The 14,954-nt window shown below is 65.2% G+C and carries 15 protein-coding genes; 10 read left to right on the forward strand and 5 right to left on the reverse strand.

Annotated features, from left to right (window positions below; all coding sequences use genetic code 11):
* The 5 genes from ACPGXI_RS13905 to ACPGXI_RS13925 form a co-directional block, all read left to right on the forward strand.
* On the forward strand, nt 1–1,072 hold a 1,072-nt coding region (locus tag ACPGXI_RS13905; protein ID WP_526653842.1), incomplete at its 5' end, for a winged helix-turn-helix domain-containing protein.
* A gap of 9 nt (nt 1,073–1,081) precedes the next feature.
* A complete protein-coding gene (locus tag ACPGXI_RS13910; protein ID WP_526653844.1) occupies nt 1,082–1,993 on the forward strand; it encodes an alpha/beta fold hydrolase in 912 nt (303 codons plus the stop codon).
* Between the two features lie 60 nt (nt 1,994–2,053).
* Nucleotides 2,054–2,818 (forward strand): FAD-dependent thymidylate synthase, encoded by a 765-nt coding sequence (gene thyX, locus ACPGXI_RS13915; RefSeq protein ID WP_526653846.1) that lies wholly within the window; start codon nt 2,054–2,056, stop codon nt 2,816–2,818.
* A gap of 51 nt (nt 2,819–2,869) precedes the next feature.
* Nucleotides 2,870–3,772, forward strand: coding sequence for a 4-hydroxy-tetrahydrodipicolinate synthase (gene dapA, locus ACPGXI_RS13920; protein ID WP_526653848.1), 903 nt, complete (start codon nt 2,870–2,872; stop codon nt 3,770–3,772).
* 8 nt (nt 3,773–3,780) lie between these two features.
* Nucleotides 3,781–5,460, forward strand: a complete 1,680-nt coding sequence (locus ACPGXI_RS13925; protein ID WP_526653892.1) for a ribonuclease J — start codon at nt 3,781–3,783, stop codon at nt 5,458–5,460.
* Between the two features lie 31 nt (nt 5,461–5,491).
* On the opposite strand, the gene ACPGXI_RS13930 is transcribed toward ACPGXI_RS13925, so the two are convergent.
* Nucleotides 5,492–7,123 carry a UbiD family decarboxylase domain-containing protein gene (locus ACPGXI_RS13930; protein WP_526653850.1) on the reverse strand — a complete coding sequence of 544 codons (1,632 nt, stop codon included), beginning with the start codon at nt 7,121–7,123 and terminating at the stop codon, nt 5,492–5,494.
* A gap of 10 nt (nt 7,124–7,133) precedes the next feature.
* A complete protein-coding gene (locus ACPGXI_RS13935; protein WP_526653852.1) occupies nt 7,134–7,556 on the reverse strand; it encodes an SRPBCC family protein in 423 nt (140 codons plus the stop codon).
* Between the two features lie 300 nt (nt 7,557–7,856).
* Here ACPGXI_RS13935 and ACPGXI_RS13940 point away from each other — a divergent pair, with 300 nt between their 5' ends.
* Together ACPGXI_RS13940 and ACPGXI_RS13945 are read left to right on the forward strand one after the other, a co-directional pair.
* Entirely contained in the window at nt 7,857–8,390 is a 534-nt protein-coding gene (locus ACPGXI_RS13940) for a TIGR02444 family protein (RefSeq protein ID WP_526653854.1), read from the forward strand.
* A gap of 7 nt (nt 8,391–8,397) precedes the next feature.
* Nucleotides 8,398–8,970: a UbiX family flavin prenyltransferase gene (locus tag ACPGXI_RS13945; RefSeq protein WP_526653894.1), complete on the forward strand. Its 573-nt coding sequence runs from the start codon at nt 8,398–8,400 to the stop codon at nt 8,968–8,970.
* Between the two features lie 229 nt (nt 8,971–9,199).
* Here the strand turns inward: ACPGXI_RS13945 and ACPGXI_RS13950 are convergent, their stop codons facing one another.
* Both ACPGXI_RS13950 and ACPGXI_RS13955 read right to left on the reverse strand, forming a co-directional pair.
* Complete coding sequence (locus ACPGXI_RS13950; RefSeq protein ID WP_526653856.1) at nt 9,200–10,018, reverse strand: mycofactocin-coupled SDR family oxidoreductase; 819 nt, start codon at nt 10,016–10,018, stop codon at nt 9,200–9,202.
* Between the two features lie 12 nt (nt 10,019–10,030).
* A complete protein-coding gene (locus ACPGXI_RS13955) occupies nt 10,031–10,345 on the reverse strand; it encodes a putative quinol monooxygenase (protein ID WP_526653858.1) in 315 nt (104 codons plus the stop codon).
* Nucleotides 10,346–10,554: 209 nt separating this feature from the next.
* On the opposite strand from ACPGXI_RS13955, the gene ACPGXI_RS13960 reads away from it, so the two are divergent.
* Nucleotides 10,555–13,146 (forward strand): DNA translocase FtsK, encoded by a 2,592-nt coding sequence (locus ACPGXI_RS13960; RefSeq protein WP_526653860.1) that lies wholly within the window; start codon nt 10,555–10,557, stop codon nt 13,144–13,146.
* 117 nt (nt 13,147–13,263) lie between these two features.
* Here ACPGXI_RS13960 and ACPGXI_RS13965 read toward each other — a convergent pair whose 3' ends face one another.
* Entirely contained in the window at nt 13,264–13,788 is a 525-nt protein-coding gene (locus tag ACPGXI_RS13965; RefSeq protein WP_526653862.1) for an amino-acid N-acetyltransferase, read from the reverse strand.
* Between the two features lie 42 nt (nt 13,789–13,830).
* On the opposite strand from ACPGXI_RS13965, the gene pgsA reads away from it, so the two are divergent.
* Complete coding sequence (pgsA, locus tag ACPGXI_RS13970; protein WP_526653864.1) at nt 13,831–14,427, forward strand: CDP-diacylglycerol--glycerol-3-phosphate 3-phosphatidyltransferase; 597 nt, start codon at nt 13,831–13,833, stop codon at nt 14,425–14,427.
* Nucleotides 14,428–14,572: 145 nt separating this feature from the next.
* Nucleotides 14,573–14,923, forward strand: a complete 351-nt coding sequence (gene clgR, locus ACPGXI_RS13975; RefSeq protein ID WP_526653866.1) for a transcriptional regulator ClgR — start codon at nt 14,573–14,575, stop codon at nt 14,921–14,923.
* Nucleotides 14,924–14,954: the final 31 nt, after the last annotated feature.

A 14,954-nucleotide genomic window follows, 5' to 3' on the forward strand; every position in this document is an offset into this window, starting at 1 on the left:
GATGTTCAGTCGGCTTGGCCCCTACGACCGCGCCATTCTGGATCGGGCCGCGTGGAGTGACTCGGCGCGCTCGCCGCGGGCGCTGGTCGAGTATTGGGCGCACGAGGCCGCGTTGATGGCTGTCGAGGACTGGCCATTGCTGCGGTGGCGGATGCGCGAATACCGGCACGGCCGGTGGGGCACTGAGGTCGTCAGGAAGAACGCCAAGCTCGCAGAGGATGTCGTCAACGCCGTCGCCGAACTGGGTCCTTCGACGGCGGGCCAGATCGAGGCCCGGCTGGAACCCGGGCCGCGCGAACGCAGGAGGCCCGTCCAACAGCCCAACGGGCCCGTCCAAAAGCAAATGTGGGATCGCAGCGACACCAAGTGGGTGGCCGAGGCCCTGTGGTCGGCGGGGGTGTTGGCGACGGCCACCCGGGCCGGTTTCGCGCGGCACTATGACCTCACCGAACGGGTGCTGCCACCGGAGGTCGCGGCGCGCGAGGTCGACGACGAGGAGGCAGTGCGCGAACTGGTACTGCGGGCGGCCAAAGCGCTCGGAGTGGCTACTGAGCCCGATCTGCGGGACTACTTCCGCCTGTCGCCCAAGCAGTCCAAGCCCGCCGTTGCCGCGTTGGTCGCGGACGGCGAACTAGAACCCGTCGGCGTCCACGGCTGGAGCGCGCCTGCGTACCTGCGGTCCGGCCAGACCGTGCCCCGCCGGGACCGGGGAACGGCGTTGCTGTGCCCGTTCGACCCGCTGATCTTCTTCCGGCCGCGGGTGGAACGGCTCTTCGAATTCCACTACCGCGTCGAGATCTACACGCCAGCGGCCAAGCGACGGTACGGCTACTACGTGTGGCCGTTTCTGCTCGACGGGGATCTCGTCGGCCGCGTCGACCTCAAGGCCGATCGGGCGGCCGACACTCTGCAGGTCGTCGGAGCGTTCGCCGAGCAGGGGCAGTCACCATCGCGGGTGGCCACCGCGATGGCCGTAGAACTCGAGGCCATGGCGTCGTGGCTGGGCCTCGGCGGGGTGGCGGTCGGGGAGCGGGGCGACCTGGTGGAGGCGCTGAGATGCCGACTTGGTTAGCTGGGTTTCATGGATGTCCTACGCACCCCAGATGAGCGCTTCGCCAACTTGCCCGACTTTCCCTTCGAACCTCACTACGTCGAGGTCGACTCGGGCGCGGGCACGACGTTGCGAATGCACTATCTCGATGAGGGGCCGCCCGACGGCGAGGTGGTGTTGTTGCTGCATGGCGAGCCGTCCTGGAGTTACCTGTATCGCAAAATGATCCCGGTGCTGGTCGACGCGGGGCTGCGCGCCGTCGCGATCGACCTGGTCGGGTTCGGCCGCAGCGACAAGCCGACCCGGCGCGAGGACTACACCTACGCGGCCCATACCGACTGGACGTGGGCCGCGATCGAGGCGATCGGCCTGACCGACGTGACCCTGGTGTGCCAGGACTGGGGTGGGCTGATCGGATTGCGACTGGTGGCCGAGCAGCCGGACCGTTTCGTCCGGGTCGTGGCGGCCAACACCATGCTGCCGACCGGAGATCACCATCCAGGAAAAGCGTTCCTGGCCTGGCAGAAGTTCAGCCAGGAAGTGCCGGTGTTTCCCGCCGGCCAGATCCTGAACGGAGCGACGGTGTCCACGCTGGAGCCCGAGGTCATCGCCGCCTACGACGCACCGTTTCCCGACGACGGTTACCTCGCTGGTGCCCGTCAGTTCCCCATGCTCGTACCGACCGGCCCCGATGACCCCGCGGCCCCGCGGAACCGCGTGGCGTGGGAAGCCTTGGGTCGGTTCGATCGCCCGTTCCTGTGCGCCTTCTCCGACTCCGACCCCATCACCGGTGCCGCTGAGCCCGTGCTGCGTTCGCACGTGAGCGGTGCCGAGGGGCAGGACCACGTGACGATCGTCGACGCGGGCCATTTCCTGCAGGAGGACAAGGGTCGCGAGCTCGCCGCAGCGGTGGTGGAATTCGTTGCCGCCACGCCGCGGTAGCAGAAAGCAGCTCAGCCTGCTCGAACCGCGGGGCGGGCCGGGCAGGTTAGGCTCCCAGGCGTGGCCGAGATAGCGCCGCTGCGTGTGCAGCTGATCGCCAAGACGGAGTTCTCGGCACCCCCGGACGTGCCGTGGAGTACCGATGCTGACGGCGGTGCCGCATTGGTCGAGTTCGCCGGCCGCGCGTGCTACCAGAGTTGGTCCAAGCCCAATCCGCGCACAGCTGCCAACGCGTCGTATGTCCGTCACATCATCGACGTCGGGCACTTCGCAGTTCTCGAGCACGCGTCGGTGTCGTTCTACATCACCGGCATCTCGCGGTCGTGTACCCATGAGCTGGTCCGTCACCGCCACTTCTCCTACTCGCAGCTGTCCCAGCGCTACGTGCCTGAACGGGACTCGCAAGTGGTGGCACCGCCGGGCATCGAGGACGATCCGGAGCTGCGGGAGATCCTCACAGCTGCGGCGGACGCCAGCCGCACCGCCTACACCGAGTTGCTCAACCGACTGGAAGCCAAGTTCGTGGGCGATGATGCCGGTGGAAGCGCGGCCGTCTTGCGACGCAAACAGGCTCGCCAGGCCGCCCGTTCGGTGCTGCCCAACGCCACTGAGACACGGATCGTTGTCACCGGGAACTACCGGGCGTGGCGGCACTTCATCGCGATGAGGGCCAGCGAGCACGCTGACGTCGAGATTCGGCGGTTGGCGATCGAATGCCTGCGCCAACTGGTCGGTGTCGCTCCCGAGGTCTTCTGCGACTTCGAGATCACCGTGCTGGCCGACGGCACCGAGGTCGCGACCAGCCCACTGGCAACTGAGGCATGAGCCGGTAATGCACTCGTATCGTGGCAAGCCGACCAGGTAATCTTTGTGCCCGTGAGCACCAGCGGATTCGACGCCACCGCCCGATTGGGCACCCTGTTGACCGCCATGGCTACTCCGTTCAAGCCCGACGGATCGCTCGATACCGTCGCCGCCGCCCGGCTGGCCACACATTTGGTCAACGCCGGTTGTGACGGGCTGGTGCTGTCGGGAACTACCGGTGAATCGCCCACCACCTCCGACGGCGAGAAGATTGCGCTGCTGCATGCGGTACTCGATGCCGTGGGCGACCGGGCGCGGATCGTCGCGGGTGCGGGCACCTACGACACGGCTCACAGCGTCCGCCTCGCCAAGGCGTGCGCCGCCGAGGGCGCGCATGGCCTGCTGGTCGTCACTCCGTACTACTCGCGGCCGCCGCAGGCAGGCTTGATTGCCCACTTCACGACGGTCGCAGATGCCACCGATCTGCCGGTGATCCTCTACGACATTCCGCCGCGTTCGATGGTGCCCATCGAGTGGGACACCATTCGGACCCTGGCTGCCCATCCCAACATCGTCGCGATCAAGGATGCCAAGGGTGATCTGCCCGGCGGTGGTCAGATCATCGCCGAGACCGGGCTGGCCTACTACTCCGGTGACGACGCGCTGAACTTGGCCTGGCTGGCGATGGGAGCGGTCGGGCTCATCAGCGTGTGGGGACATGTCGCAGCCGGCCAGCTGCGAGACATGTTGACGGCCTTCGCTTCCGGAGACGTCGCGACTGCACGCAAGATCAACGCGACGCTGGGGCCGTTGTCGGCCGCCCAGTCCAGGTTGGGCGGTGTCACATTGGCCAAAGCCGCTCTGCGGTTGCAGGGCTTTGAAGCCGGCGACCCCCGCCTGCCCCAAGTGCCGGCCAGCGACAGGCAGGTCGAGAGTTTGGCCGCAGACATGCGTGCTGCGGCGGTGCTTCGGTAGTGGTACCGATAACAGACTCAGCGCTCACCCCGCCCGGACCGTTGGCCGCCGAAGGCCTGCGGGTGACCGCGCTCGGTGGCATCAACGAAATCGGGCGCAACATGACCGTTTTCGAGCACCTGGGACGACTGCTGATCGTGGACTGCGGTGTGTTGTTCCCCAATCACGACGAACCTGGCGTCGACTTGATCCTGCCCGACTTGCGGCACGTCGAGAACCGGCTCGACGATGTGGAGGCGCTCGTGGTGACGCACGGGCACGAAGATCACATCGGCGCGATCCCGTTTCTGCTCAAGTTGCGGTCCGACATCCCGATCGTCGGTTCCAAGTTCACCCTCGCACTGGTCGCTGCCAAGTGCCGCGAACACCGGCTCAAACCGGTGTTGGTCGAGGTGGCCGAGGGGCAGCGATCTACCCACGGCGTGTTCGAGTGTCAGTATTTCGCGGTCAATCACTCAGTCCCTGGATGTTTGGCGATCGGCATCCACACCGGCGCGGGGACCGTGTTGCATACCGGTGACATCAAACTCGACCAGTTGCCGCCGGACGGCAGGCCGACCGACCTGCCGGGAATGTCGCGACTCGGCGACGCCGGGGTGGACCTCTTCCTCTGTGATTCGACCAATGCGGAGATCCCGGGCGTCGGGCCATCGGAGAGCGAGGTCGGCCCGGCACTGCACCGCCTGATCCGCGGCGCCGAAGGGCGGGTCATCGTCGCGTGCTTTGCCTCCAATGTCGATCGCGTGCAACAGATCATCGACGCCTCGGTGGCGCTGGGGCGTCGGGTGGCCTTCGTCGGTCGGTCGATGGTGCGCAACATGGGAATAGCTCGCGACCTGGGCTATCTGAACGTTGCCGATGAGGACGTCCTGGAGATCGCCGCCGCCGAGATGATGCCGGCCGATCGGGTGGTGCTCATCACCACCGGCACCCAGGGTGAGCCAATGGCGGCGCTGTCGCGGATGTCGCGCGGCGAGCATCGCAGCATCACCCTGACCGCCGGTGATCTGATCATCTTGTCGTCATCCCTGATCCCAGGAAACGAAGAGGCAGTCTACGGAGTGATCGACTCGCTGGCCAAGATTGGCGCCCGCGTCGTCACCAATCAACATGCACGCGTGCATGTTTCGGGCCATGCCTACTCTGGTGAGCTGTTGTTCCTCTACAACGGTGTACGGCCGCGAAACGTGATGCCCGTGCACGGGACGTGGCGGATGCTGCGTGCGAACGCCGCGTTGGCCGCTCGTAGCGGGGTGCCCGAGGAGAACATCGTGCTGGCCGAGAACGGAGTGAGCGTCGACCTGGTGGCGGGCCGGGTCGGCATCGCGGGGGGTGTGCCGGTCGGCAAGACGTTTGTCGACGGACTCGTCACGGGCGATGTCGGCGATGCCACCTTGGGGGAAAGGCTCGTACTGTCCTCGGGGTTCATCGCGGTGACGGTCGTTGTGCGCCGCGGCACCGGGAAGCCGGCCGGACCGGCGCACCTGCATTCAAGGGGCTTCTCCGAGGACGCCAAGGCCCTGGAGCCTGCGGCCCGAAAGGTCGAGGCCGAACTGGGCAACCTTGCCGCCCAGAACATCACCGACCCGTCCCGCATCGCGCAGGCGGCGCGCCGCGCAGTCGGCAAGTGGGTGGGGGAGACCTACCGCAGGCAGCCGATGATCGTGCCTACGGTCATCGAGATCTAGCGTCCTACGACGCTTCCCCAGCAGCGATCGCCTACGGGCGGTGGCGGGGGTCAAAACTCGAAAGTGGCGGTTCCGTTGCGTCGACGGCAAAGTCGGTGTCGGAGAATGTGTATCGATACCACGGCTCGTCGTCACAACGACCCAGTTGGTGCCGAAGATTGCTGAACGCCCCGTAGACGTTGCGGTACGGCTGTCCGTTGAAGTGCTGAAGGACCTCCTTCCATGTGCGTGGAGCCTCGCGGATCAGCGCGGCCATCGCGGTCGTAAGTTCCTCCTCCGACATGATCACGACATCAGGCGGCGGGTCGCCGAGTTCGAAGACGGTGCTGCGGTCAAAGTGCGAACGCACGAAGTTCGGTGCGATCGGAATGGTGCAATCCAAACCGATCTTGGAGGCAGTCCCCGGTGCGGCGTCGTCGGCGATCATGGGGTCGACTGTCATCGTGTTGCAGTTCGGGATGGTCACCGTGTCCAGGTGCGGCATATATCGAAATGCCATGGCGAATTGAACCGCGTTGTCATCCCAGATATCGACGTCCTCGTCGAAGACCATGGCGATCTTCGGCAGTCCCTGCTTCGAGCAGGTCAACATCACACCGAGTGCCTGTTTGGAATCCCCCGCACCCCGAGCGCTTATCTTGGCGTAGGCGATGTTTGACAAACCGCCGAGGGGGGCCCGGACCTCCTTGACGTTGATCCCGGCCATCGCGAGGGCGCCGTAGAGGTCTGACTCGATCATCGGCAGTTGGAGCATGTTGTCGGTGTACCAGGGGTGGGTGCCGCCGATCGTGGCGTGCTGAAAGATGCCGCCCTTGCGGAACGTCATCGCCTTGACCACAGCGCGGAAGTTGGCCTTGATGCCGCCGCCGTACATCCCGGTGAATTCGCCGTACGGGCCCTCGTCGTGTGTCAAGCCTTCAGTCGCCATCAGCTCGCACTCGATCACGATCTCGGCGTTGGCAGGCACCAGGAGGTCGATGGTCTCGCATTTCACCAGCTTCGCGGGATGGCCGTAGAAATTGCCGAGCACCTCGAAGTCATCGGTACCCGGCGGCACTCCCGTCAGCGCGGCTATCTTGTCCACCAGGGGACCGCCCAGTACGATCGCGAGTTCGAGATTGCGCCCCTTCGCCTGCGCAGCTTGCGCATTCAGCCGCGCGCGGTGCGAAGTGCAGGTCATGTCGAACATTTTTTCGTTTTTCGAACGGAACATGCTGCGGTAGATGCCCCAGTCGTAGACGCCGGTGTCAGGGTGTTTGCTCACGACCAGGTTGTCGTTCGTGTAGGCGTGGCCGTCGCGGTCGTGGTGCAGGAACAGCGGCAGTCGCGTGAGGTCGACCTCCTCGCCAACGAGGATGACCTCCTTGCAGGGCGCCGTGTCGATGACCTCTGGCTTGATCCGACCTTTGCCCAGTTCGACCATCCGGCGCCCGGTCTCACTCTTGTCACAGCCCAGCGCCCACGCCGTCTGGTCCTGATTCGAGTAAGCATTGGCCAGGAATTGGAACTCGCAATCGGTGACTTTCTCCACCAGCACCGCGGTCAGCGGATTGGCCTCCATGACCGCGGGGAGTTCATCGACCCGTTTCTCCTCCTTGACGCGAACGAGCAGACCCGCCTTCTCCATGTCTTCGACGAATTCACTCAGGCTCTGCTGGGGCATGGCTTCTCTCTTACTTGAATGCCGGCGCGGTGTTACCGGACTCGACGTAGTCGCGCAGGTGGTGTAGGAGCACAGCCCATGTCGTGTTGCACTTGCGGAAGTTTCCGTTGGTGTCCGGCCAGCCGCTGTGCACATGCTGGACGAGGGTTCTGTCGTCCGCGGTCTTGCTCAGCGTGAAGGTGACCGTGGTTCCCACCGAGTCGCCGGGTCCTTGCGTGCAACGCCATCCGATGCGACTCGGGGCCTCTGAAGTCACAACTTCCCAACCGAATTCGGGGTGGTCGGCGAACGTGAAGATCCATTCGGAACCAACGTCTCCGGTCCCCGAGGCGCCCGGCGTGTGCCAGCCCTTGACGCCGTCCAGGGTGCTCAATGCCGCGTACGCCTGCTCCGGCGTGGCGGAAATCTTGATCTCGTGCTCAATCTCGGGCATGTGCATCTCCCTACTGGGCCTGATCAGGTCTGTGCTCCGGGAGATCGTAATCACGCTGGCCAGGCGCGTCCACTACTCGACGAACTCGCTTCCCTGCTCAGCCTGTGCGGGCCGACGTGCCATGCCCGCGACGGTCCACGTCGATGACCTCACCGCCGGAGCGCAGAGCGTCGAGGAACTGACGGAAATCCTGGAACGGCGAAGTTGCATGCTCCATACTTTCCGGGTGACGTCGGCCGGCAATCAACAACGATCGCTCGGCAGCCTCTCAGGCGGCTGGCACGCACCGTGCGGAGTTCGATGACCACGCGCGAGGATCGCTTCCAACGGTTCGCGCTCGATGTGTACGGCGCCGAAGGCGTTCCGTTCGCAGCCGTGCTGCTGCAGGACCGGTGCGACGTGGATGTCAACGTGCTTCTGTTGGCGGCGTTCGTCGGTTCGGCCCAGGGCGCCTCTTTCGGCCGCGCCGAGGCCGAATGCGCCCGCGCTCGCACTCAACAGTGGCAACACGAAGTGGTTCGTCCACTCCGCGCCCTGCGGACGCGACTCAAGGACGGGCCCGCGCCGGTGCCGACCCCGGCGACCGCGGCGCTTCGGGATCAGGTCAAGGCCGCTGAACTCGATGCCGAGATGATCGAGTTGAACGAGCTCAGCGATTTCGCCAGCTGTGTCGACGTATCTCCTGCACCCGGTGATTCCGCCGAACGCGCGACGGCGGCGATGTTGGCAGTCGTGCGACTTTCAGCCGCCCGCGAGCCCAGTGCCGATGAGCGCAATGCCATTACGATAATCGCCTCCGCTGTAGCACGATTCGACGAGAGGCAGACCGATTAAGCGCATCATCGTCGCCATCACTGGAGCCTCGGGAGCCATCTACGGCGTGAGAGCTCTTGAGCTGTTGAGCAAGGTAGACGACGTCGCGACCCACCTGATCGTCACGGCGTCGGGTCAGCGAACCATCACCCACGAGACTGACTACGCTCCGGGGGAGGTCCGTGATCTGGCCGACTACCATCACAATGTCCGTGACATCGGCGCGGCCGTCTCGTCGGGATCATTCGTCACTGCCGGCATGCTGGTGGCGCCGTGCTCGGTGAAGACCCTCAGTGGAATCGCGAACTCCTACAACGACGAATTGGTGGTGCGGGCCGCCGACGTCTGTCTCAAGGAGCGGCGCAGGGTGGTACTGCTATTACGTGAAACGCCGCTGCACGCCGGCCACATTGAACTCATGGCCCGCGCGACAACCAACGGCGCGATCATCATGCCGCCCGTCCCCGCGTTCTATGCCATGCCGCGCACTCTCGACGCAGTGGTGGACCAGACTGTGTCGCGGGCCCTTGAACTGTTGGACGTTGTCGTTCCCGGCATTCAGCGCTGGGATGGCAAGTCGGTCACCCCCGACGACACCTAGCAGCAACGGGCGGCGACAACATGGTCGCAGCAAAGAGATTCGCTGTCTGGCACCAGGCGCGCTGACGCGGTTCAGCCCGGCCCTTAGTCGCAGTCCAGCAGGGAGGAGTGAGGCAGCTAGGTCGTCGTGAACCAGGCGACGGCTCCGCGGCTCCTGCCGCTCGATCGCCGGCAATACGATGGGCCCGAAAGCTGGCTTTGCTGAGGGCTTTCGGGGTTTCAGCGCTATCTCAGCGCTTGTTCACGAATCCTGCGTCGACGGGCAGCGTGATGCCGGTGACATAGCGGCCGGCGTCTGACACCAGCCAGAAGACCGCGTTGGCGATGTCCTCGGGTTCCAGTGCCTGCACCGGCAGCGCGTTGCCCATGTCCGGACCCCCTTGGCCTTGTTGCGCCATCCCGTCCAGCCAGGAACGGATGAAGTCGTTGTCGATCATCGGGGTGTTCACGGCTGCCGGGTGCACGGAGTTGACTCGAATGCTGTACTGGGCAAGAAAGTTCGCGTACACCCGCATGATCCCGACCATGCCGTGCTTGGCGGCCGCGTACCCGACGGAGCCGCTGATCGGCGCTCCCAATCCCGCCAAGCCGGCGACCGAGCTGATCAGCACGATCGAGCCGCCGTTGCCGAACTTGATCATCGGCTTCATGGCGACGTCGACGGTGTTGTAGACGCCGGTGAGGTTCACGTCGATGACGTCCTGCCAGGCATCGTCGGCCGCCATCGGTGCGATCCCCGCGTTGGCGACCACGATGTCGAGGCGGTTGCCCAGCGCCTCGGTTCCCTTGCGCAGCGCGGCTCTCACGGCCTCGCGGTCCCGGACGTCGGCCTGGCAGGCAACGATGCGCGCGCCGGCCTCCTCAACGAGCTTGACGGTGGCTGCCAGGTCGTCGGGGGAGGCCAGCGGGTACGGCACTGAATCGATTGGTGCGCATAGATCCAGAGCGATGATGTCGGCACCCTCGGACGCCAACTTGATCGCGTGCGCACGCCCCTGGCCCCGCGCGGCACCGGTGATGAATGCGACCTTCCCGGTGAGCTCACCCATGATTGTGCGGGCTCAGGGCCGTAGCTGGCCCTTGGCCGGATCTCCGGCCAACACCGGTTGCAGCACCTTGATGTCCGGTGCTTCGCTGAGGTGCTCGGCGATGGTGCCGAAAAGCGTGGCCACCGACGGGGCGGCGCTGTGCGCCTGCAGAGAGTCGGCGTCGGCCCACTGCTCGATGAACACGAACGTGCCGTCGGCCTCGTGCAGGGAGTACAAGTCGCAGCCGGGTTCGGTGTGCACCACTTCCATCGCCTGCGTGCACGCGGTTCGAACCGCCTCCACGCACTCGGGCTTGGCGGTCATGGTGGCGATGACGACTACGGGCATTACGAGTAGCTCCTCGATCTGGGCACTGTGTTGGACAGGTGTCGTTGGACAGGTGTCCACCTTACCCAGGAGTAAAGGGCCGGTCGCGGCACGTCGACCCAATCGGACGCCGGAGAACAGACAGGCAGGGCGCTGGAACAGGCAGCGATCGGTCCGTGACCCGTGTGGCAGATGGTGCATCTGAGGTAAATGGGACTAGGCTTGCCGGCATGGCGAGTAAGACCGCGGCCCGATCTGCAACCCGTTCGAACAGGTCAAAGACGAATTCGCGGGGTGGTTCGGCTAGACCGCGGGCGTCGAAGCCAGCCGGTCCGCGTCGCAAACCCGCGCGCCGGGGCCCGTCTGCGGTTTCGGTCGCCGGTACCGCAGTCGGTCGAAGCCTGCGGACGGGCTGGCTGATGGTGGCCAAGGGCACCGGAAGCGCGGCCCGCTCGGTCGGCAGGGCACGCGAACTAGAGCCGGGGCACCGCCGCGACGGCATTGCCCTGGTGCTGCTGGGCCTCGGCGTCGTCGTCGCCGCGAGTTCCTGGTTCGACGCCGCGCGACCGGTTGGGCAGTGGATTGACACCTTTGTGCGGGTGCTGATCGGCGCGGCGGTGGTATTGGTTCCGATCGCGCTGGCAGCGCTCGGTGTCGCGGTCATGCGCTCAGAACCCGACCCCGAAGCACGACCCCGATTCATCCTCGGGAGCGCGATGATCGTGCTGCCCGCGCTCGGACTGTGGCACCTGTGGTCGGGTTCGCCACAGGATCCGCTCGCCCGCCAGCATGCGGCCGGCTTCCTGGGCTTCGCGATAGGCGGTCCACTCTCGGACGGGCTGACCGCGTGGATCGCCGCACCGCTGCTGTTCCTGGGTGTGCTGTTCGGGCTCTTACTGGTGACCGGCACGACCATCCGCGAGGTTCCCTCGACGGTGCGGGACATGTTCCCCACCCGATGGCGCCGGGAGTACGAGGACGAGTACGGGGACGAGTACGGGGAGTACGGGGACGAATACGCAGGGCAACCTGATGACTTCTCGGACGGCTACTACGACGACGTGGACGGCTACGGCTCCGACGAAGCCCGTTCGTGGTCTTCAGCCGGCCAACCCTCCCAAGCATCGGCAGCTCTGACCGGCACCCCGATGGACAACTACCCGGTCGAGGGCCAGGAAACGGCTGGGCCCGAGCAGAACTCCCGCTCGCGCAAGAGAAAGCCGAAGGAACTGACGGCTAAGGGCGACGCGGTCAAGGGCGACCCTGCAAAGGGTGGCGCGGACAAGATGGACAGCGTCCTGTCGCTGGATCGGGTGGTGGACGGGCCGTACACGTTGCCGTCGCTGAGCTTGCTCGTCGCGGGGGAGCCGCCCAAAGTTCGCAGCGCTGCCAACGACAAGATGGTCGGGGTCATCGGCTCGGTCCTAGAGCAGTTCAAGGTCAACGCAGCGGTCACCGGATGCACCCGCGGGCCGACGGTCACCCGCTACGAGGTTGAGCTCGGCCCGGGAGTCAAGGTCGAGAAGATCACTGCGCTGCAGAAGAACATCGCCTATGCCGTGGCCACCGAGAGCGTGCGAATGCTGGCGCCGATACCCGGAAAATCCGCCGTGGGTATCGAGGTGCCCAACACCGACCGTGAGATGGTGCGGCTGGCCGACGTGCTCACCGCCCCGACGACGCGCCGCGACCATCATCCGTTGGTGATCGGGCTCGGCAAGGACATCGAGGGGGATTTCATCTCGGCGAACCTGGCCAAGATGCCGCACCTGCTCGTGGCCGGCTCGACCGGTTCGGGCAAGTCGAGCTTTGTGAACTCGATGCTGGTGTCGCTGTTGGCTCGGGCCACCCCCGAAGAGGTCAGGATGATCCTGATCGACCCGAAGATGGTGGAGCTCACCCCCTACGAAGGCATTCCACACCTCATCACACCGATCGTCACTCAGCCGAAGAAGGCCGCGGCAGCACTGGCATGGCTGGTCGAGGAGATGGAGCAGCGCTACCAGGACATGCAGGCCAACCGGGTGCGCCATATCGACGACTTCAACAAGAACGTCAGATCCGGGGAAATCACTGCACCGTTGGGCAGCGAACGTGTCTACAAGCCCTATCCCTACATCGTCGCGATTGTCGACGAGCTCGCTGACCTGATGATGACCGCGCCACGTGACGTCGAGGACGCCATCGTGCGGATCACGCAGAAGGCGCGCGCCGCGGGCATTCACCTGATCCTGGCAACCCAGCGTCCGTCAGTCGACGTCGTCACCGGGCTGATCAAGACCAATGTGCCGTCCCGATTGGCCTTCGCGACGTCGTCGTTGACCGACAGCCGCGTGATCCTGGACCAGCAGGGTGCCGAAAAGTTGATCGGCATGGGCGACGGGCTGTTCCTCCCGATGGGAGCCAACAAACCGATCCGGTTCCAGGGCGCCTACATCAGTGACGAGGAGATCTACGCTGTCGTCGCCGCCACCAAGGAGCAGGCAGATCCCGATTACACCGAGGGCGTCACGACTGCCAAGCCCACGGGTGAACGCACCGACGTCGACCCCGACATCGGCGACGACATGGATGTTTTCCTGCAGGCCGTCGAACTCGTCGTATCCAGCCAGTTCGGGTCCACGTCGATGCTGCAGCGCAAGCTGCGGGTGGGGTTCGCGAAGGCCGGCCGGCTGATGGACCTGATGGAAACGCGCAACATCGTCGGTCCGTCGGAGGGTTCCAAGGCGCGCGAGGTGTTGGTCAAGCCCGACGAGCTTGCCGGCACACTGGCGCTGATCCGCGGTGGCTCAGATGCCGACGGCGCCGAGGCCGACGAATAACCCCGAATGGCCGACGAATAACCCCGAAAGGCCGACGAAGAGCGCCGAAACGCCGGTTACGGCAGAAGTGCCTCGCGTGAGGGCCTGCCACGAATGCCATCGTGGTGATGACCAGGGCTATTCGAGCGTCAACAGCATCCGAGTGTTGCCCAGGATGTTCGGCTTGACATAGGAGAGGTCGAGAAACTCGGCCACACCGGTGTCATAGGAGCGGCACATCTCGTCGTAGACCTCTGCGGTCACCGGTGTGCCCTCGATCTCCTCGAAGCCGTGGCGGACGAAGAAATCGACTTCGAAGGTCAGCACGAATATGCGGTGTAGGTGCAGTTCAGCAGCGACAGCGAGCAATCGGTCGACGATCGCGTGGCCGACCCCCCGCCCCTTCACCTTCGGGTGCACCGCGATCGTGCGGACCTCGCCCAGATCTGACCACAGCACGTGGAGAGCGCCACACCCGATCAGTTCACCCTGCAGTTCAGCGACCCAGAACTCCTGCACGGCTTCGTAGAGCGTCACCAGATTCTTCTCGAGAAGTATCTTGCCGGAATAGACGTCGACGAGGGCCTTGATGGCCGGTACGTCGGAGGTCCGGGCGCGCCGCAGAATGAGCCGATCGACGGACTCATCCGGAACTGCGCTCACATACCGAAGAGTATCGGTTCTGGCAACCAGTATTCTGTGTCGGTGCCGGGCCAACCACATACCGATCCAGTGGTTCCGCGCGCTCGGGTGGCGAATCTCGCCAATGCGCTGACCTGTGTACGTCTGGTGTTGGTGCCGGTATTCCTGGTGGTCTTGTTCGTCGGGGATGGCCATGAAACATATTGGCGGGTAGTCGCCTTTGTCGTGTTCGCGGTGGCGGTCATCACCGATCGATTCGACGGGGCTCTTGCCCGAAGCTATGGCATGGTCACGGAGTTCGGCACCCTGGCCGATCCCATCGCCGATAAGGCTCTGATCGGGGCCGCCCTCATCGGGCTGTCACTGCTCGGCGATCTGCCCTGGTGGGTCACCGTAGTGATCCTGGTCCGGGAGATTGCGGTGACCGCACTGCGATTTGTAGTCCTACGCCGCGGGATCATCCCGGCAAGCCGGGGCGGCAAGCTCAAGACCCTGGTCCAGGCGGTCGCGATCGGTTTGTTCATCCTGCCCCTGTCGGGTGGCTGGCTGACCGCCGCCTGGGTGATCATGGCGGCCGCGGTGGTCCTCACGGTGCTCACCGGTCTGGACTACTTCGTCGCGGCATTCCGGGATTCACGCGCGCGCCCCGCCGATGAATGACTGCACCCGATAAACGACGGCGCCCCCGCTGATCGGGTAATTCCGGACAGCTGAGGACGGCGTCGGCGATTGCAGACCCAGATCGGGAACCATCCCGGCGACGCCGCGCGTTGGGCTAGATAGTCAAGCTATTGAGGAGAGCGCGATGACGGCATTGCTGCGCGAGGTGATCGGCGACGTGCTACGTCGCTCCCGTGTCGAGCAGGGACGCACCCTGCGCGAGGTGTCGGACACCGCGCGGGTCAGCCTGGGGTACCTGTCTGAAGTGGAGCGTGGCCGCAAGGAAGCCTCGAGTGAACTCCTCGGCGCCATCTGTGGCGCCCTAGCGGTCCCGCTCTCACGGGTGATGTCGGATGCCGGCGACGAGTTGGCGCTGGCAGAGGCCCGAGTCGCGATCACAACGGGCGCGGCGCCACCGGGACACCCCAGTACGGCCGGCATCGACGTCTCCACCAAGGTGGTCATTCCGCAGGGCGTGTCCATGGCGGTGGCCTGATCGGTACGGCCTGATTGCGGCTGGCCTGGTC

Source organism: Mycobacterium sp. (genome assembly GCF_049608025.1).
Lineage (GTDB): Bacteria > Actinomycetota > Actinomycetes > Mycobacteriales > Mycobacteriaceae > Mycobacterium.